The sequence below is a fragment of the Caballeronia sp. GACF4 genome (genome assembly GCF_023631025.1).
In the GTDB taxonomy this organism is placed as follows: domain Bacteria; phylum Pseudomonadota; class Gammaproteobacteria; order Burkholderiales; family Burkholderiaceae; genus Caballeronia.
Genome location: NZ_JALQDW010000035.1, coordinates 1 through 500, shown reverse-complemented (window position 1 = coordinate 500; position 500 = coordinate 1). Strand labels below are relative to the sequence as shown.

The window sequence follows — 500 nt, the reverse complement described above, 5'->3', positions numbered from 1 at the left end:
CGGCTGTGATGGATCAGACCCGCGTCGTGCAGCTTGCCTGCGGCTTCCGTCACGCCTTCGCGACGCACGCCGAGCATGTCCGCGATCATTTGCTGCGTCACGCGCAGTTGATCCGACGGGGTGCGGTCCGTTTGAATCAGGAGCCAGCGGCACAGTTGCTTCGAGAGCGAATGGTGACGATTGCAAGCGGCCGTTTGCGCGACTTGCGTCAGCAGGGCTTGCATATACAGCAGCATCACACGACGCAGAAAGTCCGACTTGCCGAAGTGTTCACGCAATGCGCCCGCGCTCATGCGATACGCAAAACCCGCGCACTGCACTTGAACGCGCGTCGGCATGGTGTCGCCGCCCGTGAGCACCGGAACACCCGTCATGCCTTCACGGCCCACTGCCGCGACTTCCACCGAGCCGCCGTCTTCCATCGTATGCAGAAGCGAGACGATAGCCGTGGTCGGGAAGTACACGTGGTGAATGCGTTGTCCGGAATCGCAAAGCAACTG

1 protein-coding gene is annotated in these 500 nt (G+C 61.8%); it reads right to left on the bottom strand.

Features of this window, described 5'->3' with window-relative positions:
- Window positions 1-500, bottom strand: a 500-nt coding sequence (locus NCR40_RS28435) for a Crp/Fnr family transcriptional regulator (protein ID WP_250511422.1), incomplete at both ends; no start/stop codon positions are given.